This window comes from Mongoliitalea daihaiensis, from assembly GCF_021596945.1.
In the GTDB taxonomy this organism is placed as follows: Bacteria; Bacteroidota; Bacteroidia; order Cytophagales; family Cyclobacteriaceae; genus Mongoliitalea; species Mongoliitalea daihaiensis.
This window is the reverse complement of sequence record NZ_CP063779.1, coordinates 3,905,325-3,926,817: the sequence shown is the minus strand read 5'-3', so window position 1 is coordinate 3,926,817 and position 21,493 is coordinate 3,905,325. Positions and strand designations below refer to the sequence as shown.

Genomic DNA, 21,493 nt, shown 5'->3' with positions numbered 1-21,493 from the left:
AGAGAGATATAAAAATTTTCAAAAATTTTTTGACAGAAAAAATAGTTGTATCCAAAAATAAATCAAATATAATTATTTCAATACTAAATATGTTTTACTAACAAAGGGTTTTTATGTCTGAAAAATATCAAAATCAGAAACCCATTAGTACGCAAAAAGCTATTTTCTCAGCTTAAACAGAAGTTGGACTTTGTTTAAAATTAAGCTGAGAAAAAAGCTTTAAGGGTAATTGTTCATTTTGGAATTAACCCGTATTCTTCAATCCATTAGCCAAAGCTGTGGTTATCTGTAATAAGCGGGTGATAATTTCCTGATTGTTCTCATCGGGTTTCGTTTCCCGCCAAGCCATCAGATTATTGATTTGATAATGGTGGAGGATTTCGATCGCTGCCGTTCTTCTTTCCATAGTATCCAATAAGGAGGCTCTACGAGTAGCACGGGGCGTCTCAAACATCAGTTCCAATTCATCCATGCAATTTTTATACTCTTCTAAAATTATTTTTAATAGGTTAGTTCGAACACCTTCGTCTTTTACGAGTGCAGCATAAGTATTCATCCATTGTTCGTCGGCATTCAAGACATTGGTTTCAAGTTGTATGAGCACATAGCGTAGGAAAGGCCAACGGTCCTGGTTTTGTTTGAGCAGTGTGTAGGACTCCGGATGTTCTGTTCGAAGCGTGCGCAAGGCTTTTCCCATACCAAACCAGCCTGTAATGTTGAATCTACTTTGAGTCCAGCTAAACACCCAAGGAATGGCACGCAAGTCAGCCAAGGTGCGGGTGCCTGTTCTCCTTGCAGGTCTGGAACCAATCTTACTTAATTCCAAAACATCAATAGGGGTGGCTTCTGCATAGAATTTAATGAAGTCAGGATGCTGAATGAGTTGCTTGTAATGTTCTTGCGCTATCGCAGCCAACTGTTCTGCGGCGTTGATTTTTTCTGCTTCCAATGCTTCTCCTTTGATCGCTTTTGCTGTTTGCAATACTGTTCCGGAGATGAGCATTTCCAAGTTGTATACTCCGTTGAGGAGGTTTGCAAATTGTTGTGCAATGGTCTCTCCTTGTACTGTCAACTTTATCTCTCCAGTCAAGCTTCCCACAGGCATGCTTTCCAAGAAACGGTGGTACTTTCCACCTCCTCGGCTGATGGTTCCACCGATGCCATGAAAGTATTTGAATCGCATGCCATGTTGCAGCGCAATGGAACTCAACGCTTGCTCGGTTTGGTGAATATTCCAGCGGCTTGCCACGATGCCACCATCTTTGTTACTATCAGAGTAACCCAGCATGACTTCCTGTACATCCCGTTCTTGACGTTGATGAATAGGGTGGGAAAGATACGCTTTCATAATTTGTGGTGATGCCTGCAAATCTTCGATGGTTTCAAATAGGGGAACTACCGGGAAGTCGCCAATAGCGATCCCCGCCTCTCGCATAAACACATACACTGTCAAGAGGTCATTCAATCCTCTCGTCATACTCACAATGAAGGATCCAATGCCATCTTTACCAAAGCGGTCACAGTGTTTTTTGACTACCCGGTAGCAACCCAATACTTTGTCTGCTTCTTCTCCATAACTTGTACCTATGACACCAAAAGGTCGGTTGGTCTGCAGTTCCCGGTTTAGGAATTCGGTTTTTTTTCCTTCAGACCAAGTGCTGTACAAGGCTTCATAGGGATATGAATGCTGAATGATTTGTTCGAGCGCTTTATCGTGAAAGGCTGAGTTCTGTCGGATATCTAGTTTAGCTAAATGGAAGCCAAAACACTGCAATTGCCGTTCGATTGGAAAGAGTAAGGTTTCCATAATCCCGATGGCCCCAATACTCATCAAGCTTTCACGCATGATTAGCAGTTTTTGGGAGAGTTCTTGAGCATTGGTGAACCCTTTTTCAAGGTTTTGTTCTTTTGTGTACTCGAGTTTGACCAGAAGCAAATTGATATATTGTCTCCAAGGTTCAAATGAATTGCGTAATACCGCTTGTTTTCCTTCCTCCCCCAAAGATTCCTGAAGTGATTTTATTTCTTGTTCAAAGAATCCTGGAGTAGGATTTCGGATGGCAGAGAAGGATATTTTAGCGGCTAATTCTCGGATTTGTTTTTCTATCAATTCGAGCGCAGACTTCCTATGCAGCATCAAGGTTTCGGCGGTGATATCTGCTGATACATAAGGGTGCCCATCGCGATCTCCCCCCACCCAACTTCCAAAGCTAAGCAAGGGAAAGTTGGAGGGTTTTTGCATATGAGAAGCATCAAATCCAGCCGAAATCCAGCTATCCTTCAACTTTTCATCGTGTTTGGCCAAGGCTTTGGGGAAAACTTTGGTGAAATAGTGCAGTACGTTGTTTCGTTCGGATTGAATGGTTGGTTTTTCCAAATACACTTCACCCGTTCTCCACCAACGCTCAATGAGTGTTTCAATGTCCCGCTCAATGGCTTTGATTTCTGTCTTGGAAAAGGAAGTATTCTCTAGCTGTACCAATTTTAAGTACAAATCTCTATGTATTTCCAACACAGAAATTCTTTTGGCCTCCGTTGGGTGGGCAGTCAAGACGGGGGTCACTTCTGTAGCGGTCAATACCTTTAAGATTTCATCTTCGGTAAATCCGTCCGCTTGCAAGCGTTGGAATGTTTCACCCCAAGATCCACGGATATTGGCTGAACCGCTATGGTCAACGATCTTTCTGCGAAACTGTACTGCAGCATTTTCTTCTACCAGATTCATCAATTGAAGATAGATGCTAAGTGTTTGGATATGTTTGGATTCATCCGCCTGCTTCACTAGTATTTCTGGATGACCACTTTGCGATTCGAAGCTTTTGACCAGTTCATGTTCTCCCAGATTGATTAGGACATTTTTGAATCTCTGGGTGAGAAAATCCATGTCTTTACGGATTTTCTCAAAAAGTAATTGTTGGCTTACATCTGTCATTTGAAAATAGGTTTTAGAGATAATTTACGGAATAAAGATAAAAAGTTTGCGTGAAAGGGTTAAAGCTTTTTTTAAATCCTTTCCAAATAATCTACTGAAATCAAAATTAGATGACTTTTATATGTTTTGATTGCATGGTATATGAATAGTAATATATTTGTCGGATCGAAAATTTGACAATAAACTCAATCACGCATTATGGAACAAATGTTTATCTACATTGTCCCCTTACTGGGGATTATTGGTCTTGTCGTCATGGCAATCAAATCAGCTTGGGTTACCAAGCAAGAAGCAGGGGATGAAAATATGACAGAATTGGCGGGGCACATCGCTAAGGGGGCTATGGCTTTTTTGAAAGCTGAATGGAAAGTCCTCACATATTTTGTAGTGATCGCAGGTATTTTGCTCGGATGGTCAGGTACTTTGATTGAAACTTCCTCGCCAGTCATTGCTATCTCCTTTTTGATTGGAGCAGTACTTTCTGCATTTGCTGGCTATTTAGGGATGAATATCGCTACCAAAGCCAATGTAAGAACCACTCAAGCAGCCAAAAGCAGTTTAAAAAATGCATTGCATGTCTCCTTTACAGGAGGGACTGTGATGGGGCTAGGTGTGGCTGGATTGGCAGTATTTGGTATGGGATCATTATTTATCCTTTTTTACAACATGTTTGTCGTCTCCACAGGAGGAGACGTGAATGGTGCAGCCATGGAAACAGCCTTAGAAGTGTTGGCTGGTTTTTCCTTAGGAGCGGAATCCATCGCATTGTTTGCCCGTGTTGGTGGAGGTATTTACACCAAAGCAGCGGATGTAGGTGCGGATTTGGTTGGAAAAGTAGAAGCGGGTATTCCAGAAGATGATGTCCGTAATCCGGCTACCATTGCTGATAACGTAGGTGATAACGTAGGAGATGTAGCTGGTATGGGGGCTGATTTATTTGGTTCCTATGTGGCTACCATTTTGGCTTCCATGGTTTTAGGAAGAGAGATTGTATCTGATGATAATTTTGGTGGAATAGCTCCTGTCCTGTTGCCGTTGGTGATCGCTGGTATGGGTTTGATTTTCTCCATTGTAGGAACTGTATTTGTAAGAATTAATAAGGATACAGATTCTGTACAGACAGCTTTGAATAAAGGAAACTGGATTTCCATCTTATTGACCGTGGCGGCTTCATATCCGCTAATCATGTATATGTTACCCGAGGGTCAGTTGGTGCTTTCCAGAGGTGGTTCCATTGAATTTACCAAAATGGGTGTTTTTGGAGCGGTGGTGATCGGCTTGATTGTCGGAGCACTGATGAGTATGATTACGGAATACTATACAGCGATGGGCAAGCGCCCGGTGAATTCCATTATCAAGCAGTCTTCTACAGGTCATGCAACCAATATCATTGGTGGTCTTGCTGTAGGGATGGAGTCTACAGTGTTGCCAATTTTAGTGTTGGCAGGTGGTATTTATGGATCTTTCTTGGCCGCAGGATTATACGGTGTAGCTATTGCGGCTGCCGGTATGATGGCCACGACGGCCATGCAGCTTGCGATTGATGCCTTTGGGCCTATTGCAGATAATGCTGGAGGTATTGCAGAAATGTCCGGTCTACCGAAAGAAGTGCGCGAACGTACAGATATTTTGGATGCTGTAGGAAACACCACAGCCGCAACGGGTAAAGGCTTTGCAATTGCTTCTGCCGCTTTGACAGCTTTGGCATTATTTGCTGCTTATGTAGGAATTGCAGGCATTGATTCGATTGATATTTACAAAGCAGATGTATTGGCAGGCTTGTTTGTGGGAGCGATGATTCCATTTATTTTCTCTTCTTTAGCCATTGCAGCTGTGGGCCGCGCAGCTATGGATATGGTCAATGAGGTAAGAAGACAGTTCCGGGAAATTCCAGGCATCATGGAGTATAAAAACAAGCCTGAATATGAAAAATGTGTTGAGATTTCTACGAAAGCATCCATTCGTGAAATGGTAGCACCAGGTGCGATAGCCCTTATTTCTCCGATGATTGTAGGTTTTGCCTTTGGTGCAGAAGTATTGGGTGGTTTGTTGGCGGGTATCACTGTTTCCGGTGTATTGATGGGGATTTTCCAAAACAATGCTGGTGGCGCTTGGGACAATGCCAAGAAGTCCTTCGAAAAAGGAGTAATGATCGATGGCGTGATGCAATATAAAGGTTCAGATGCCCACAAAGCTTCTGTTACAGGAGATACCGTAGGAGATCCTTTCAAGGATACTTCTGGTCCATCTATGAATATCCTGATCAAATTGACATCCATTGTGGCTTTGGTAATTGCACCACATATTTCAGAAAGGCCTCATGGTACACAGGCCTTGCAAGAACAGGTTGAAATCAAAAAAGAAATAACCTACGTAGATGGGAAAAAAATTGAGAAGATAGAAAAGATTGTCATTACAAACTAACAAGAAAAAGCCTCTGAGAAATCAGGGGCTTTTTTTATGTTATGTTGAGCTATGCTCCGTTAGTTCAACATTACTTGATAGAAAAAAATCATGAAGGGATTAAGAGAATTAAGTGATGAAATAGTACCTATCCACTAATCACTCAATCCACTAATCACTCAATCTACTAATCACTCAAACCACTAATCACTTTTATTTCTCCCTTACCGATCATTCTATTTTTTGAAAATTTTCCTTTAAAAAGTTTTGCTCTTGCTTTTTTATGCCATATTTTAGACATAATCAAAGTTTGATTTGATGTTTTGTGCTGTTTTTGAGTTGTTTTCAATTGATTTCAATTGAATACTTTCAAAAAATAGCATTTATTCTTCGGTCTGAGCTCTAGCTTGGTTACATTTAATTAATTATTTATCCCTAAAAAATTCAATTATGAGGAAAACGTTTACGAGTTACTTTCTTCTGTGCGTCTTGCTTTTGAGTTTACCAGCGATGGTACATGCTCAGCAATTGACGGTGAGAGGCAAAGTCATTTCCCAAGAAGATGGGCAGCCACTTCCGGGAGTAACAGTTTTGGTACAGAACACATCCATTGGTTCTGTGACGGATATTGATGGAAATTACACCATCAATGTACCTAATGCTAGTTCGGTATTGACCTATTCATTTATTGGTTTCAAGCCACAGGCTGTGCCAGTCAACGGAAGGTCTATTGTCAATATCACGATGGTTACTGATACCGAGCAACTCTCCGAGGTAGTTGTGACGGCCTTTGGTTTGACCCAAGAGAAAAAGAAGATTTCTTTCGTTGCTCAGGAAGTAAAAGGCGATGAAATCATTGCTTCCCGAGAGCAAAACATTGTGGATGCATTGAATGCCAAAGTTGCTGGTGTACAAGTAACGAGACAAGGGGGTTCGGCAGGTGCTGCATCCAGCATTGTGATCCGAGGTATTCAATCCATTTCCGGACAGAATCAGCCCTTGTTTGTGGTAGATGGGGTTCCAATCAATAACTCCTTCAATGCAACTATTGGAACCGCCGGTGGTGTAGATTATGCCAACCGAGCAATTGATATCAACCCCAATGATATTGAGAATATTTCCGTACTAAAAGGCCCCGCAGCTACTGCTTTATATGGTATCCAAGGTGCAACAGGAGTTGTCTTGATTACAACCAAAAAAGGCGCAAGACAAAAGGGTTTCTCTGTAGATGTATCGACTAATTTTTCTACAGACAGAATAATGAATTATTTTCCAGCCCAGTTGACATACAGTCAGGGAGATAATGGTGTTTTCAATGGGGGAACTACCTTCAATCATTTTGGCGCACCGATTTCTACCTTACGGTACGATGCTGGTACACCTAATCCAAAGGATCCAAGAGGGACCATTGTAGATATGAATCATCCCAATGCAGGCGACCGACTTCCTGTGTATGACAATCAGCGCTTGTTTTTCCAGAGTGGATTTACCAATGATACGCATGTTGCGGTATCTTCCAGTTCCGATAATAGTAATTTTTACTTATCCGTCGGAAATATGTTCCAGCAAGGGATTATTCCTAATAACACCTTCAATAGAACATCCGTCAAGTTATCCGCAGACACCAAGTTGAGCGAAAAACTAAAGGTTGGAGCCTCCATTACCTATGCGAACAGTACAAGTACCAAATTTGGTAGAGGAGATAACTTCTCAGATGCAATTCAAGGTTTGTATAGGACTCCACCATCTTTTGATAACTCAGCAGGGTTTGTTTTACCAAACGGGCAGCAAAGAAACTTTCGAGGTGCAGTGGATGGTAGTAGACCCTTTAGTCCGGATAATCCTTTTTGGACTGTGAACAATAATCCATTTTCAGATAATGTCAATCGTTACCTTTCGTTTTTGTTTACTGAATACAAGCCAAGTTCTTGGTTGACGATTTCGCATCGATTGGGTTTTGATTTTACCAATGAAGATAGAACGCAAGTATGGGCACCATCTTCTTCTGGTGGGGCAGCTATTGCGGCGAGCGGTGCTTTGGGAGGTAGAATCAACGAAAATACCATTTCTGATAGAATCTTAAACTCTGACTTCATCATTTCTGCCAACAAGGATTTGAATGATAAATTCAGTGCTTCTTTCTTGGTAGGTCATAACTTCTTCTCTACATCCAATACAAGTCTTTTGTTGGATGGTACAAATTTTGCCATACCGAGTTTATTTACGGTTCAAAATACGCAAGAAAACCCACGTTTTGAGCGTTTTGATTTCAGAAGAATGACACAAGCAGTATTCTCTCGAGCAAGTTTGGGGTATTTGAACTCTGTTTTCCTAGAGCTTTCTGTGAGAAATGAATGGGCTTCTACGCTTCCAGCGGCCAACCGTTCGTTTACGTATGGAAGTGCGGGTTTGAGTGTGGTTTTGACAGATCTGTTAAAAATAGATAGTCAAACACTCAACTTTGCCAAATTAAGAGGTTCCATCGCTGGAGCGGGTAACATTCCACCGGCATACAGAACAGAAACCTTTTTCAATGTGGCCACCACAGGGACACGTTATGCTCCAGGTGTACGCTTTCCATTGGATGGGGTAGGCGGTGTCTTGTTAAGTCCTGCTGCGGGAAATTCTAATCTACGGGCAGAATTTACCAATACCTATGAAATAGGAGCTGATTTTCGATTGTTTAATAACCGTCTTGGTGCTGAAATCACTTATTACAATGCGGTGAGTAGGGATCAAATTGTATCCATTCCGATTCCTGCATCTACCGGATTTACCACACAAATTGTCAATGCAGGTGAAATCCAGAATAAAGGAATTGAAGCGGTACTAAATGCCAATATCATCAATAGAGGTGATTTCTCATGGGATATGATTGTGAACTTTACCCGAAACAGAAACTTTGTTGTATCCCTTCCAAATGATGAGCCTATTGTCAATAACATGTTTGGCGCTCGGATCCAAAGTAGGTTGATACCTGGAGAGCAGTTTGGTGTATTTTATGGAAACGCATTCCTTAGAAATGATAGCGGCGATGTGTTGATCAATCCACAAGGTTTCCCCATTCTAGACCCTGTTCAGCAAATGGTGGGAAATCCCAACCCTGACTTTTTACTTGGATGGAGAAATAATTTCCGTTACAAAAATTTAAATCTGACTATGCTTTGGGATGTTCGCAAAGGCGGAGATGTGGTCAACGTGACTGCCTTCTGGATGGGTAACGGTTCGGGAGTAGCTCAACATACGGAGGACAGAAATCGTGTTGCAATCTTCCGAGGTGTCATTCAAAATCCTGGAGGAGATAATCATGGACAGCCAAACACCATCCCTGTAACGTTGGATCAGGCCGCTTTCCAAGGGTCGGGCGCAGCTTTGGCCTTTGGCAGGGAATTAACTGAACGTTGGGTTCAGGATGGTTCATGGATCCGTCTGCGAGATGTTAATTTGACCTATGATTTGCCTCAGACTATTTCCCGTAAATTGGGAATGAGCAGAGCTAATGTGGGTGTTTACGGAAGAAACTTGCTTCTCTTTACAAATTATGGGGGAATAGATCCTGAAACCAACTTGGCAGGTCCTAATGGTGTAGTAGGTTTAGATGCATTTACTACTCCTAATATGAGGAGTTACGGTGTAACCATCAATGCTTCTTTTTAATCCCTTAAACTAGCCTAATATGAAAAATAAGATATTATCCTTTCTAGTGATACTATTGGTCTTGATTTCTTGCGAGACCTTTGATGAAATCAATACGAATCCCAACCAAGCAACCGATGCATCCATACAGGTAATTTATCCTGCGGCAATGGCTTCGTTTGTCTATGGTATGAATGGTGAATCTGCTCAGTTTACGAGTATATTGATGCAATACCTTACCGGTATTTTGGGAGATCAGCAGCAGGTAAACAATTACTCTTTCATTGCTGATATGAGTGACGCTACCTGGAATCGTTTTTATTCCAATTGCCTCAATAATTTAAGAATTGTTAAAGAAAAGTCGGAAGAGTTAGGAGCAAATCATTACCTAGGAACATCCAAAATCATGGAAGCTATAATCATAGGCTATTCAGTAGATTTATGGAATGACATTCCTTACTCAGAGGCCCTAAATCTAGAACAATTCCCACAGCCTCGATTTGACGACGCCGCAGCTTTGTATCAGCGGGTACAGAGTTTGTTAGACGAAGGAATTGCTGATTTGCAGCGTCAAAGTTCAACAAGTCCCAGTACCAATGACTTGATTTACAGAGCTGCGAATGAAAATGCTTGGAGAGCAAATTCTCTTCCAAAATGGATTATGCTAGCGAGGGCTATGAAGGCGCGATACCACAATCACTTGAGTAAAGTGGATCCTGCAGGCTCGGCTTCCGCCACCCTTGCAGCCATCGATGCAGGCAGCTTCATGTCCAATGCAGATCAACCGATCATTTTATTCGGTTCCGAATTTGCGGGTCCTTGGTTTCCATATTTTCAGACAACTTTTGGAGAAAATAACGTAGGAATCAGCCAGCGCTTCATTGATTTATTGCGAGATCGAATTAGTGAAGGAACTGATGATCCGAGATTGACCCGTTTTGTGAGTCCCACTACAGGCGGTCTTTACGTGGGAGTTCCCAATGGATCATCCTTCAGGCCTGCAGGTACAGTGGTGCCTGGACCTTATTTAAACTCAAGAGAAGCTCCAACCCCTTTGTTAAACTTCAGTGAGTTAAAGTTTATCGAAGCGGAGGCCGCTTTGAGAGCTGGACAATCTGCCCGTGCTGCTACCGCACATAATGCGGCTGTTGCTGCATCTTTGCAGCGAATTACGGGTTCTGCCAATGCTGATTACATTGCTCGTTATGGCAGCGAAACCGAATCAACCATTACCTTGGAAAAGATCATGGAAGAGAAACACATCGACCTGTTCTTACAACCGGAAGCATGGATGGATTGGAGAAGAACGATCCCTGTAGGATCTCCTAATACTGTATCTGGACTTCCTTCATTGACAGTTTCGCCTTCCAATACTACCCAAGGAAATTTCCCAAGAAGGTTTATTTATCCAAATAGGGAGGTTGTAAATAATTCAGCGAACGTTCCAGATGTATCGAATTTGGACAGAGTATTTTGGGACAGATAATTAAAATTTATGAAAAAGCATATGAACTATTTCAAACATATATTCGCTCTTTTGGTACTTCCTTTCTTCTTTACAGCTTGTATCTTGGAAGATCAGGAACCAGAATATGATGTAGTGGGCGCCGTAGGTACCATCGCAACACTCACTGCATCGAGCACGACTCCAGAGGTAGGGGGTACGGTGACTTTCACGATGACGGTCTATTCGGAACATGAACCTGCCACGGAACTTCGCATGAACCGTGTTCAAGGAGGGACTACTACCACCTTGGAAACACGGAATTTCGCCAATTGGAACACTCAGGATTCTTATGTAGAGACCTTTCAGTGGACAGTACCTGAAAATGCGAGAGGTACAGCAGTAACCATGCAATTTGTATTGGTAACTCAGAGTAACTTTACCAGGTCTAGAAACATAACGATCAATGTAAGACCCTAAGCTAAGTACGGAGTCCTATGTACTTACTTTGTAGAAACCTAACAGGTATTTAAAACCTGTTAGGTTTTCTTTTTTTGCCTGTTTTGATTAAATTTCAAAAAACCTCCAATGTCATGAAACAATTCTTTTTTCTCATCCTCTTTTGTTGGTCGCTTGCTTCGGTACAAGCCCAACGGTTTTCAGTTCAGGATATTTCTTCCTTTCCATTTCCATCCGAACTCACCGCTTCTCCAGTGGATGAGCAGTTGGCTTGGACGATGAATGAGCAAGGTAAAAGAAATGTTTTTATAGCAAAGGCTCCTACTTTTGAAGCATTGCAAATTACTGACTTTCTACAGGACGATGGGCAAGAAATTACCAGCTTACAGTTCTCTCCTGATGGAAAGGAATTGCTTTTCGTGAGGGGAGGAGAGCATGGGTCCAACTGGGACCCGGGACTTGGGATCAATCCTTCTCAAATGCCATTTACGCCCAAAGTGGAAATTTGGAAAGTAGCTATAGCAGATCGTAAAGCAGAGAAATTGACAGAGGGTGATGATCCAATGTTTTCACCGGATGGGACGCGAATCGTTTTTATCAAAAACAGACAGCTTTGGATGATGGAAAGTACTGGAAAAAATCTTGCTCCACTACTAGAGACAACAGGAACTGTCTCCCAAGTGTCCTGGTCTCCCGATGGGAAGTCTTTGCTTTTTTCGGTCAATAGAGGAACACATAGTATGATTGCTACGGTGGATATGTTTTCCAAACAAGTTAGCTGGATAGCGCCATCGTTTTACAAGGATGCTCAACCTACTTGGTCTCAGGATGGGCAGTACATCGCATTCATCAGACTTCCGGGAGGAAGACCTGAGCCTTTTCCGATTTTGGAGCAAAGGCATAGCCCTTGGGAAATCTGGGTTTATGACCGTACGAGCGGCCAAGCTAAGTTTTTATGGAAAGCTCCTGAAACTCTTCGAGGCTCTGTACCCACGACTCATGGGAGCTTTAATCTGAGATGGGTAGCCAACAATACCCTTACCTTTTTATCCTATGAAGATGGCTGGCCTCACCTCTATGCCATGGACTTGCAAGGCAATCGACGGCAGTTGACTCAAGGGGATTTTATGGTGGAGCATGTTTCTTTGAGCCATGATGGACAGTACCTTTATTTTTCAGCCAACACAGGCCCTGCGAAAGAAGATATCGATCGCAGACACGTTACGAGAGTTCATGTAGCGTCCGGTGACTTTGAAGTCCTCACACCAGGAGAGGGCATTGAAGCGATTCCTGTACCGCTTGCTGGAGGAAACTTTGTAGGGTTGGTATCATCTACTGTACATAGGCCTTTGATTCCTGCTGTATTTTCACACGAAACCCAATCGATGACGCTGATTGCGGAAGATCGAATTCCATCGGTTATGCCTAGAGAATTAGTAGTTCCCAAGCAAGTGGTTTTTGAGTCTCCAGATGGGTTAAAAGTGCATGGACAACTGTTTGTCAAAGAAGGTGGTGCCCCACAAAAGCCAGGTATCGTTTTTGTTCATGGTGGCCCTCAGCGTCAAATGTTGCTTGGCTGGCATTATGGAGATTATTATTCCAATACCTACGCGGTCAATCAATACTTAGCAGAGTTAGGATTTGCAGTGCTTTCGGTCAATTTCAGATTGGGGATAGGGTATGGCTTTGAATTTCACAGGCCCGCACGGACCTATTGGCAAGGAGCAGAGGAGTACTTGGATGTGAAAGCTGCTGGTGAATACCTAGCTTCGTTGGATGTGGTGGATGGAGAAAGGATAGGAATTTATGGAGGGTCCTATGGAGGCTATTTGACAGCCTTGGCTTTGGGAAGAGATTCGGATTTGTTCAAAGTAGGGGTAGATATCCATGGGGTGCATGAGTTATCCAGTCGTCTGGTGCCGCCTGCTGGATTTGAAAAAGCCCCTGATTTTGATAGAGCACTGCGCACGGCCTGGTTATCGTCACCGCTTGCATATCTAGATACTTGGACATCCCCGGTACTTTTTATTCATGGAGATGATGATCGCAATGTCAATGTGAGTCACACCGCGGATATTATCCGAAGATTTGATGAGCGAAATATGCCCTATGAGTACCTGATGATCCCTGATGACAGCCATCATTGGATGAAATTTGAGAACTTGGTAAAAGTGAATGCCGCAACAGTAGCATTTCTTCGTAAACACTTAAATCCCTGATGAAACGATCAATAATTTACTTACTGCTGGGCTTTTTACCGGTATTTGTTCAGGCTCAAAAGCCAAAAGCGAAGCATATTCGAAAGCTTTTGGAATCTCAAGAGGTTTTGCAAGAGCATTTTGTGGGGTTTGTTTTAGAGGATGGTGAAGGAAAGATCATTTACAAGGAGCATGCAGATAAGTATTTTATTCCTGCTTCCAATACCAAATTATTGACCTTATATGCCTCTTTAAAAATATTAGGTGATTCCATTCCCGCCTTTGATTACAGTATTCAAGGAGATTCTCTGTTGATATGGGGTACAGGAGATCCTAGTTTTTTGCATCCCAAACTGGACAATGGAAGGGTATTTGATTTTTTGACTAACACTCCATACACAATTTATTTGGTAAAGCAGGAAGAACCTGAATTCGAGCCAAGTTATTGGAGGGCAGATTTAGCTGTTTTCCCCATATATGGCAATACAGTGACTATCCAGTCGGATGGGAAAGGTGGAGTCAAGACAAGTCCTGAGGTGATGGGTCAGTTTATTTCCAAAGATGCAAGCCTTTCATTGAAAACCTTTGATGTTGTCAGAACGATCGTGGGTGATGGACTGCGCTATCCTGACATGGATGTACCAACGGATTTTTCTGAACGGATTCCTTTTCCGAGTAACCACCTCGTTTCTCAATTATTATTATCCGATACCCTTAAGAGGTCGGTTCAATTGATCCAAGCTTCCAAACCAGCTTCATTCCGGACTTTTTATAGCATTCCATCGGATACCTTATACAAGCATATGATGCAACCATCCGATAACTTTTTAGCAGAGCAGCAATTGCTCCTGTTGGCAAGTAGGGTTGGGGATGATTTGCAGGTGAAAAATGCTATTGATTATAGTTTAGAGCAGTATTTTGTTGATTTCAAGTTTAAGCCTCAGTGGTATGATGGCTCTGGATTATCAAGGATTAATTTAGTTACACCCAGTGCAGTTTTGGATGTTTTGCGCTTGTTGGAAGTTGAATTGGGACAAGAACGGTTACGGGAGATTTTGCCAGCGGGAGGAGTGTCGGGTACCCTCAAAAATGCGTATAAGACTGCTGATTCGGGGGATCCTTTTGTTTGGGCAAAAACAGGTACTTTGAGGTATGCACACTTGCAGAGTGGATGGCTGGAGAGTAAAAAAGGGAATAGGTATCGATTTGTTTTTATGAACAACAACTTTGTTCGCCCAACAGCAGCTATCCGAGAAGCCATGGTAGAGGTGATGACGACTATTTGGGAACAGTATTGATTCATAATATCGTTTAAATCGACGATATTTTAGCTATGGTAGCAGTTATAACAGGAGATATCGTGGCTTCAAGGCGATTGACAAGCCAACAAGCGATAGGGGGACAATTAGGGATCAAACAAAATTCCGTAAGCGGCAGATGGAATAGGGCTCATGTGGATGAGTTATTGGCAGTGGAGAGACTTTTCCGAAAAAAAATTAAAGTCCTGATGTCATGATTGTACTCATCAAACTCCTTTTGGCTCATTTTATTGGCGATTTTTTATTGCAACCCTCTTCATGGGTGGCTGAGAAAGCGCTTAAAAGAGCCGTATACACCTGACATGGTCCTCCTGTTAACTTTTGATAAACTATCGAAAGCAGAATGGTGGTTGCATATTGATAAATCCGTCTTGGTGCAGCGGTTTTTTTTAAGACTTTCCCTTGGATGAGTTCTACCATTTCATCAAGCTCCCATGTAAGGTAGTCGGCATAGGAATATGGTCTATAACTTAGGTCTGGCTCCTTTACCTGTGATTTGTCAAAAGGCTCTTTCATAGTAGCAATTTACTTAAAAAGAGCTGATTAAGTTTAGATTAGGGAAAGGAATTTTTGGTATAACTCCTCAACTTCAGTTAAAGCCTTTCCGCTAAATTCACTCAGCCTTTCCATTGATGTTTGACCAGAAAATAAGGCTTGTTCTTGCTTGATCAGGCTTTTTTGTAAACGGTCGGTTTCTTTTTGCCAGTCAACTTTTCTAACTGAGTAGTCCTGGCAAATCCATTGATGTAGTTTTTCTGCTTGCCACCAAAAGGAATCGTCTGGTTTAGCTGTTGGCACTCGAAAATTCTCAAGCGTAGGAGTCCCAAAAAAGAAGGGGATATAGACTGACAAACAAGGCATGGAAGTTCCTGTCATCCATAGGGTATGAGTGCCATTTTTTCGTAATTCGGTCACCATACTTCCTGTGGTTGTGCTAGGATTTGTCAGACCCGTTGCGTGCATGCATAGGCAAGCGGTAGTGGCTTTTTTGGGTGTAAAATCGGAATCTGGCATATGATGAGTTTTCAAAATATCCATAGCTGATTCCACGCTGACTCCTGGATGGATATGATTTTTTAAAAGTCCTATGCTGCAACTTTGGCGTTGTTTGGCCCGACCAACCTGTGTGTAGAGGATATCGGAAAAGTAATCTTTGAAAGAAAAGGGATTTGCTGCCTTTCTCCAGAAATACGGGAATGCTTTTGGTTCTATTTCTAGATGAAAAGCGTCATAATCTGTATGGATACCTAACCCGTTGGAAATGCTGTGATGATCCGTAATCCGTCTGTAAGCCCAAGATTTTCCAGCGGTTTCGAATACAAAGGATTCTTCTGGGTCTGAAATGATGAAGCTATTATGGTAAAAAAATGAGTTGTTTTTGTAGCCACCGCATGCATCTTGTCCATAAGTTTGGAGCAATTCTTGGATCAGTGTAAGTGCCTCTGTAGCCTTTGTACACCGCTCCAAACATAAACGAATCATATCCATGCCTGTCAAGCCTTGATTGGTGCGGGACATTTTTACGGTTGTAAATACCGCTTCATTACCGATGGTAAGTCCAAATTCATTCGCGCCCATTTCGGCTCCCCACATCTGGAAAGGTTTGGAAAGAATCACCTCGTATGTTTCGCTGACTTGGGGAATATCAATAAAGGTACATTGGACAAATGCAGCGCTGTGCTTTGTTCGAGGGATATGAACCAATGCTTGGGCCTCTTCCGGTTCCCGATCGGAGTTTTTGGCTAAAATCGTATTTCCAGTTAAGGTTAGAGAGCCCAAGGCTACAAATGTGTCACACATGAGGTTGTTTTGCTGGTTTGTATTGTTCAATTTACTAGATTGGAACCATATTTCAATAGAAGATGTGATGGAACGTACCAAACAGTATCCGATTGGAAAATTCACTTTCCACAAAGATTACAGCGAACAAGATTTTATTGCCTGGATCCAAAGCATACAGGATTTTCCTATGTTGTTAAGGAAAGAAGTACAAACACTAACAGACGAACAATTAAATACCCCCTACCGAGAAGGTGGATGGACTGTCAGACAAGTTATCCATCACTGTGCTGATAGTCATATGAACAGCTTTTGTAGGTTTAAGTTGGCATTGACAGAGGATAACCCTACTGTTAAACCTTACCACGAAGATCTATGGGCCGAATTACCTGACGGCAAATCAGCACCTGTACAGGATAGTTTGGCAATCATTCAAGCTGTTCATACTAGATGGGTGTTGCTGATGCGCACTATGAAGCAAGAGGACTTTCAAAAGACATTTTACCATCCAGAGCGCAAGCAGTCTATTGCTTTGGATTTTAATGTTGCTTTGTATGCATGGCACTCTCACCATCATTTAGGTCATATACAGTTGGTGTCTGGTAGTCTTCAGCTTTAAAAGCCACTGAAAAAATTACGACAGACCATTTAAATAATTGAGTTGTCGGACTGATATCTTCAATTTACCTTTAGCCTATGATTAAGTTAATTGAATGTCCACGGGATGCGATGCAAGGGCTTCCCGGTTTTATCGATACCTCCATCAAGGCGGCCTACATCAATCAATTACTACAAGTAGGTTTTGATACCATTGATTTCGGATCTTTTGTCAGTCCCAAAGCTATTCCACAAATGCGGGATACAGGGGATGTTTTGGATCAATTGGATTTGTTTGGAACCCATTCCAAGCTTTTGGCTATTGTAGCCAATCTTCGAGGTGCTGAAGATGCCTGTCAATTTGAGCAGATTGATTATTTGGGCTTTCCGCTTTCGGTATCCGAAACTTTCCAACAACGCAATACCAATAAAAGTATTGCTGATGCTTTACAAGCTGTGGAGGAAATCCAAAATTTGTGCGAGATAAAAGGCAAGCGTCTCGTTACCTACTTGAGTATGGGTTTTGGAAATCCTTATGGGGATCCTTATTCTCCTGAGTTGGTGGCTTCTTTCGTACAGAAATTAGTTGATTTGGATATTGAAATTATTTCATTTGCTGACACAACAGGTACCGCAAGTCCTGAATTAATTGGTTCACTTTACCATGTGAATGCTCAGGCTTTTCCTACCATAGAGTTTGGTCTTCACCTGCATACCCAAGCCCATGAGTTGGCACCAAAAATCAATGCTGCTTTGGCTGCAGGATGTACACGTTTTGATGGAGCACTCAAAGGTTTTGGAGGATGTCCGATGGCCAAAGATGAGTTGGTAGGGAATGTGGCTACTGAGCAGTTGATAGCTATTTTGGAAGCGAAGGGTTATCAACTTGGATTGAAAACAGATGAATTTGCTGAAGCTATGAAGTTGGCTCAGGTGGTTTTTAATTCTTAATACAAAGGAAATGCTGAATACCTCCCGAACGGCCCGAAATACCCGCATCAACCGTCGAATCCATAAATGGCTAAGCTTGCCTTTTGTGGTTTTTATGTTGGTGATTGGTATTACTGCGATTTTGTTGGCATGGAAAAAGGAAACAGGGCTGATTCCCAAAACCCAAAAAACCAAGGTAGAAAACCCGACAGCATGGATTTCTATGGAGGAAATGATTGCGATCGGTCGGCAGGTCATCCGGGATAGTGTTGGGAAATCCGATGTGATCGACCGCGTGGATGTACGACCCGAGAAAGGTATAGCTAAAATTGTGTTTAAAAATCATTTTACAGAAGTACAGGTAGATGGCTATTCCGGAGAGGTTTTGTCCATCGCTCAACGAAATTCCGATTTGATAGAAAAGATTCACGATGGCAGTATTTTAGATTTTTTGATAGCGTCCAGCAGTGAAAACACCAAAATTATATACAGCACATTGACTTCACTTGCATTAATTGCATTTGCGATTACGGGATTTTACCTTTGGTATAATCCCAGAAAAATGAAAAAAGCGAAATTTAAGCGGGTCGGTTGATACGTAAAACTTTGTTTTTACAGCTAAACCTGTAATTTTGGTAATTGCTGTACACATTTATGGAACCAACTGTTTTTGATTTTTGGCAATTTTTGGCTGGAATTGGGCTATTCCTATGGGGTATGCATCAACTTGAAACCGCTGTGAAGGAAATGGCTGGTAAATCCTTCCGTCATTTGCTTCAAAAATTTACAAATACACCAATCAAAGGAATCAGTGTAGGTGCTTTAATTACCGCAATTCTTCAAAGTAGTAGCTTGGTAACCTTAATGGTATTAGCATTTTTAGGAGCGGGAGTAATCAATCTTAAAAACTCATTAGGGGTGATTCTGGGAGCGAATCTAGGCACAACGGCCACCGCATGGATAGTGGCCACCTTGGGATTTAAATTTAGTGTAGCATCTTTTTCTATGCCGTTTTTGGGTATAGGAAGTTTATTTTTCTTGTTTTTTTCTAGCCGTCCCTTACTTCGAAATATTGGGATGTTTTCAGTAGGATTTGGGTTATTGTTTTTGGGTTTAGACTTTATGAAAACGTCTATTGAAGAAGTGGCCGATCAAATTGATTTACAAGCTTTTCAGTCCTATGGGTTGTGGATTTATTTATTGCTTGGGATGGTGATTACTGCCCTTATCCAGTCTAGTTCTGCTATGATTGTCATTGTTTTAAGTGCCATGAGTGCAGATATTATCACATTGACTGCAGGTGTTTCCATGATTTTAGGAGCAAAAATCGGAACTACCATAACAGTCAGCATTGGATCATTGGGGGGAAATGCTGATAAGAAGCGATTGGCTTTGGCCCACTTTACTTTCAATGTGGTCACGGGCTTAGTTGTTTTCTCTTTTGTAGAGCAATTGATAGCTTTAACTTCCTCAATAGTTGAAATCAAAGATCCCTTAATGGAACTGGTATTGTTAAATTCGATTATTAGCCTGATAGGAATCCTCTTGTTTGCTCCATTTTTGGGTCCCTTTGAAAAGTGGTTGACTCATCGTTTTTCTAAAGATGAACCACAAGGTTTTTCTGTTTATACTAAGCGTGTATCGGTAGAAGTTCCCGAGGCAGCGATTGCAGCTTTAGAGAAAGATATTCTATTCACTTATCAAAAAGCTATAAATTTCATTTCCAATGTGTGGAGAGCCGGAACTCCCTCTAAAAACAACCTATCTATCTGGAGGAAAATTCTTTTGCAGCCCAAGGATTTGCATCAAAGTTATCAGGAGTTGAAGACGCTTGAAGATGAATTGACGGAATATCATTTAGCTCTCTTATCCCAAAACCTGCAACCGGCAGAAGCTCAAAAACTAACTTCTTTGATGTTGACGTTGAGGACGCTTATCTATGCTTCCAAAGACCTTAAAGATGTCATGCACAATATCCGAGAAATGGAGGATAGCGATAACAGCTTATTGATGTATTTTTACAAAGAGATTAAGTCATACTCTTTCGATTTTATGGAAGAGTTGAGCAGATACATGGAGCATCAGGAAGAAATTACTGAGTTTCCCAAATGGCTTATTCACAACGAAGGAGTGTATAATTTTTGGATCAGTGACTTGTATCAACGAATTCAACATGAAAAAATGGATTACCCCATTTCCACACTTACCAATGTCATGAAGCAGGTTATATCAAGCATGGATAATTTGTCCAATGCTGTGATTTACTGGAAGCATGGAGAAAAAGAGGTAATAGACAATTGAACTATACTGTTGCTATTACCTCTCATTGTTTTAGGTAGATAAAATTCTAACGACTCTGAAATCGTCTTCATCCACTTCTTTGTCACCTACAATTGCTTTGGAAATAGGTGTGTATACTATTTTATTATTGATGATACCTGCCATTACATCGTATTTTCCTTGAAGTAAGCCTTCTACAGCTGCTACTCCCAATTTGGAAGCTAGCACCCTATCTAAGGCTGAAGGAGCTCCACCGCGCTGCAAGTGTCCTAAAATCGTCACTTTGATATCGTAATAGGGGAGTTCTTTTTTGATTTTTTCGGCAATTTCAGCAGCTCCACCAGATTTTCCTCCTTCGGCAACAATCACGATATTAGAACTTTTCATCGCCTTTGTTCTTGCCTTTAGTCGCTCCACTAAGCGCTCAATTGGCATTTTTTTCTCTGGAATAAGAGTAGCTGCAGCAGCGCTTCCAATCCCTGCATTGATGGCGATAAATCCAGCATCACGGCCCATTACTTCTACAAAGAATAATCGGTCATGAGAAGTAGCAGTATCTCTGATTTTATCAATAGCTTCTATGGCCGTATTACACGCCGTATCAAAACCCACGGTGATATCTGTACCCGCCAAGTCGTTGTCAATGGTTCCTGGAATACCAATTGCAGGGATGCCAAATTCTTTGTAAAAAAGATGTGCACCAGTGAGTGAACCATCTCCTCCAATTACTACCAAGGCATCAATTCCATGTTTTTTTAAGTTGTCGTAGGCTTTTTTTCTACCTTCAGAGGTTCTAAATTCAGCTGATCGGGCTGATTTTAAGAAAGTTCCCCCACGTTCTAGGACGTGAGCAATGTTTTTTGATTCTAGTTTTTTGATTTCATCATTGATCATTCCTTCATACCCACGGTAGATTCCATACATCTCTAAATTGTAATAAAATCCAGCTCTCACGGTTGCACGAATGGCCGCATTCATTCCTGGAGCATCTCCTCCGGAAGTAAGTACACCTATCTTCTTTATTGTTTTGATTTCCATTAAAGTCTAGTGATTAGTTCATTGAATAGGAGATTTGCAGTAGCAGGATTTGTTGCTAGCGGGATGTTGTGAACATCACATAAGCGCATCAACATCTGTACATCTGGTTCATGGGGATGTTTGTCTAGAGGGTCTCTAAAAAAAATAACCATTGCAATAGTTTTTTCGGCAACCATGGCAGCGATCTGAGCGTCGCCTCCCATAGGGCCGGAAAGTAATTTGTTTACAGGAATTCCTGACTTTTCAATATGAGATCCAGTCGTCCCGGTTGCTACCAATTGTATGTCTTTATGATGAAATACATCTTTGTAGCCTGTGAGGAAGTGGACCATATCGGCCTTTTTACCATCGTGGGCAATTAATGCAATTTTCATAGGTATTAATAGGTTCAGTTTGTAAGATATAAAATCTCACAAATTTACTAAGAACTGTTCGTCTTTTTGTTGAATATATAGATTTATTACTTCTATATGATTAC

At 41.7% G+C, this 21,493-nt stretch carries 17 protein-coding genes; 12 read left to right on the top strand and 5 right to left on the bottom strand.

What is annotated here, in order from left to right; translation table 11 throughout:
• Positions 1 to 244: 244 nt before the first annotated feature.
• On the bottom strand, positions 245 to 2,932 hold the full coding sequence (locus IPZ59_RS16735; RefSeq protein ID WP_236137193.1) for a phosphoenolpyruvate carboxylase: 2,688 nt from the start codon (positions 2,930 to 2,932) through the stop codon (positions 245 to 247).
• A gap of 198 nt (positions 2,933 to 3,130) precedes the next feature.
• Here IPZ59_RS16735 and IPZ59_RS16730 point away from each other — a divergent pair, with 198 nt between their 5' ends.
• A complete protein-coding gene (locus IPZ59_RS16730) occupies positions 3,131 to 5,356 on the top strand; it encodes a sodium-translocating pyrophosphatase (RefSeq protein WP_236137192.1) in 2,226 nt (741 codons plus the stop codon).
• A gap of 166 nt (positions 5,357 to 5,522) precedes the next feature.
• On the opposite strand, the gene IPZ59_RS16725 is transcribed toward IPZ59_RS16730, so the two are convergent.
• The gene (locus IPZ59_RS16725; RefSeq protein WP_236137191.1) at positions 5,523 to 5,684 is read right to left on the bottom strand and encodes a hypothetical protein; all 162 of its coding nucleotides are present in this window, start codon (positions 5,682 to 5,684) and stop codon (positions 5,523 to 5,525) included.
• A gap of 101 nt (positions 5,685 to 5,785) precedes the next feature.
• Between IPZ59_RS16725 and IPZ59_RS16720 the strand changes: the two genes are divergently transcribed.
• The 7 genes from IPZ59_RS16720 to IPZ59_RS20355 all read left to right on the top strand — a co-directional run bounded on the left by IPZ59_RS16720 (position 5,786) and on the right by IPZ59_RS20355 (position 14,692).
• A complete protein-coding gene (locus tag IPZ59_RS16720) occupies positions 5,786 to 8,992 on the top strand; it encodes a SusC/RagA family TonB-linked outer membrane protein (RefSeq protein WP_236137190.1) in 3,207 nt (1,068 codons plus the stop codon).
• Positions 8,993 to 9,011: 19 nt separating this feature from the next.
• Complete coding sequence (locus IPZ59_RS16715; protein ID WP_236137189.1) at positions 9,012 to 10,457, top strand: SusD/RagB family nutrient-binding outer membrane lipoprotein; 1,446 nt, start codon at positions 9,012 to 9,014, stop codon at positions 10,455 to 10,457.
• Positions 10,458 to 10,466: 9 nt separating this feature from the next.
• Positions 10,467 to 10,895 (top strand): hypothetical protein, encoded by a 429-nt coding sequence (locus tag IPZ59_RS16710; protein ID WP_236137188.1) that lies wholly within the window; start codon positions 10,467 to 10,469, stop codon positions 10,893 to 10,895.
• A gap of 113 nt (positions 10,896 to 11,008) precedes the next feature.
• Positions 11,009 to 13,093 carry a S9 family peptidase gene (locus IPZ59_RS16705; protein ID WP_236137187.1) on the top strand — a complete coding sequence of 695 codons (2,085 nt, stop codon included), beginning with the start codon at positions 11,009 to 11,011 and terminating at the stop codon, positions 13,091 to 13,093.
• Positions 13,093 to 14,370 (top strand): D-alanyl-D-alanine carboxypeptidase, encoded by a 1,278-nt coding sequence (locus IPZ59_RS16700; protein WP_236137186.1) that lies wholly within the window; start codon positions 13,093 to 13,095, stop codon positions 14,368 to 14,370. Before IPZ59_RS16705 ends, IPZ59_RS16700 begins: the two co-directional genes overlap by 1 nt.
• A 35-nt stretch (positions 14,371 to 14,405) precedes the next feature.
• Positions 14,406 to 14,588 carry a hypothetical protein gene (locus IPZ59_RS16695; RefSeq protein WP_236137185.1) on the top strand — a complete coding sequence of 61 codons (183 nt, stop codon included), beginning with the start codon at positions 14,406 to 14,408 and terminating at the stop codon, positions 14,586 to 14,588.
• Positions 14,585 to 14,692: a DUF3307 domain-containing protein gene (locus IPZ59_RS20355; RefSeq protein ID WP_394800718.1), complete on the top strand. Its 108-nt coding sequence runs from the start codon at positions 14,585 to 14,587 to the stop codon at positions 14,690 to 14,692. The genes IPZ59_RS16695 and IPZ59_RS20355 overlap by 4 nt, the downstream gene beginning before the upstream one ends.
• 248 nt (positions 14,693 to 14,940) lie before the next feature.
• Here IPZ59_RS20355 and IPZ59_RS16685 read toward each other — a convergent pair whose 3' ends face one another.
• Positions 14,941 to 16,191 carry a carcinine hydrolase/isopenicillin-N N-acyltransferase family protein gene (locus tag IPZ59_RS16685; protein WP_236137183.1) on the bottom strand — a complete coding sequence of 417 codons (1,251 nt, stop codon included), beginning with the start codon at positions 16,189 to 16,191 and terminating at the stop codon, positions 14,941 to 14,943.
• Between IPZ59_RS16685 and IPZ59_RS16680 the strand changes: the two genes are divergently transcribed.
• The 4 genes from IPZ59_RS16680 (at position 16,190) to IPZ59_RS16665 (ending at position 19,998) form a co-directional block, all read left to right on the top strand.
• Entirely contained in the window at positions 16,190 to 16,789 is a 600-nt protein-coding gene (locus tag IPZ59_RS16680) for a YfiT family bacillithiol transferase (protein WP_236137182.1), read from the top strand. The two genes, IPZ59_RS16685 and IPZ59_RS16680, sit on opposite strands and share 2 nt — an antisense overlap.
• Before the next feature lie 77 nt (positions 16,790 to 16,866).
• Positions 16,867 to 17,718, top strand: coding sequence for a hydroxymethylglutaryl-CoA lyase (locus IPZ59_RS16675; RefSeq protein ID WP_236137181.1), 852 nt, complete (start codon positions 16,867 to 16,869; stop codon positions 17,716 to 17,718).
• Positions 17,719 to 17,728: 10 nt separating this feature from the next.
• Positions 17,729 to 18,292: a PepSY-associated TM helix domain-containing protein gene (locus IPZ59_RS16670; RefSeq protein ID WP_236137180.1), complete on the top strand. Its 564-nt coding sequence runs from the start codon at positions 17,729 to 17,731 to the stop codon at positions 18,290 to 18,292.
• 59 nt (positions 18,293 to 18,351) lie between these two features.
• Entirely contained in the window at positions 18,352 to 19,998 is a 1,647-nt protein-coding gene (locus IPZ59_RS16665) for a Na/Pi cotransporter family protein (protein WP_236137179.1), read from the top strand.
• Between the two features lie 30 nt (positions 19,999 to 20,028).
• Here the strand turns inward: IPZ59_RS16665 and pfkA are convergent, their stop codons facing one another.
• Both pfkA and IPZ59_RS16655 read right to left on the bottom strand, forming a co-directional pair.
• Positions 20,029 to 21,015, bottom strand: coding sequence for a 6-phosphofructokinase (gene pfkA, locus IPZ59_RS16660; protein WP_236137178.1), 987 nt, complete (start codon positions 21,013 to 21,015; stop codon positions 20,029 to 20,031).
• On the bottom strand, positions 21,015 to 21,389 hold the full coding sequence (locus IPZ59_RS16655) for a methylglyoxal synthase (RefSeq protein WP_236137177.1): 375 nt from the start codon (positions 21,387 to 21,389) through the stop codon (positions 21,015 to 21,017). The genes pfkA and IPZ59_RS16655 overlap by 1 nt, the downstream gene beginning before the upstream one ends.
• Positions 21,390 to 21,493: the final 104 nt, after the last annotated feature.